The following is a 1,061-nucleotide window of genomic DNA, read 5'->3' as shown; positions in this document are numbered from 1 at the left end:
GCTTGATGACGACCTGGTCCTGGCCCGGGAAATGCTGCACCCAGCGGCGCAACGCCTCGAGTCCCGCGTCGGTCGTCTCGTAGAGCGTGATGGCGCGCTTGCCGGAGCGGGTGCCGATCTCGCTGACCATTCCCCGGGCCAACAGGCGACCCAGTTCGCGCCGCACATGGCTGACCGACGGAGACCAGTAGAAGTGCCCGACCGACAGCTCGGCGCGCGTCTTGATCTCACCCGCGGTGAGTTGCTCGTCGTTGGCCGCCAGGACGCCCAGCACGAGGTAGGCGGTGACCGGCAGGCCATTGGCGGTGCGGGCGGGGCTCACGGCACGTCTATTTCTGGCCGGTGAAATACGGCAGCGTCAAATCGGCTCCCACGGCATGGAATTCGACCCGGACCCGCATGCCGACCGCCACGTCGTGCGGCGCCACCCCGACGATGTTGGTCAGCATCTGGTAGCCCTCCTCGAGCGTGACGATCGCCGGCGCGTAGGGCGGCGCGAACTCCGCGGTCACTGGCCGGTGCACCACCGTCCAGCTGTAGACCTCGCCCAGACCACCGCTGCGCTGCCAGCTCAGGTCCCCCGACAGGCAGTGGCGGCAATGCTCGGTCGGCGGGAAGTTCGCCCCGCCGCAACCCGCGCAGCGCTGGTAGCGCAGCTCCTGCGAACGGCACCCGTCCCAGAACGGGGCGCTGAGGGCGCTGCCGGCGTGCGGCACCGGGCCGCTCTGTGGTCGCAGAGTCGTCATCGTGGTTCGTCTCCCAGGATCAACACCGTGGTGAACAAGGCGCCCGCTCCCCCGTTGCTGCACAAAGCGACGTGGGCATCCGGGACCTGCAGGTCCCCGGCCTGACCGCGCAGCTGCTGCACGGCCCGGACGGAGCGCTGCATCATCTGCGGGTTGGAGCCGGCGTGGCTGAACGACATGGTCCCCCCGTCCGTGGTGACCGGATGGCTGCCGTCGATGGCGATGTGGCCGTCGGCGACGAACGGCCCGCCCTCGCCGTCGCCGCAGAAGCCGAAAGCCTCCAACTGGCGGATGATCTCGAAGGAGAACGGGTCG

General features: G+C 69.5%; 3 protein-coding genes. All 3 read right to left on the bottom strand.

Translation table 11 applies throughout. The annotated features are described in order from the left end of the window. On the bottom strand, nt 1-322 hold a 322-nt coding region (locus tag AC2VOP_RS21080; protein WP_486962773.1), incomplete at its 3' end, for a PadR family transcriptional regulator. 7 nt (nt 323-329) lie between these two features. Beyond that, nucleotides 330-746: a Zn-ribbon domain-containing OB-fold protein gene (locus tag AC2VOP_RS21075; protein ID WP_486962772.1), complete on the bottom strand. Its 417-nt coding sequence runs from the start codon at nt 744-746 to the stop codon at nt 330-332. After that, nucleotides 743-1,061, bottom strand: a 319-nt coding sequence (locus AC2VOP_RS21070) for a thiolase C-terminal domain-containing protein (RefSeq protein WP_486962771.1), incomplete at its 5' end; no start/stop codon positions are given. The genes AC2VOP_RS21070 and AC2VOP_RS21075, both read right to left, overlap by 4 nt.

The sequence above is a fragment of the Mycobacterium sp. TH-M106 genome (assembly GCF_057473765.1).
This window is presented reverse-complemented; position numbering and strand designations above follow the sequence as displayed.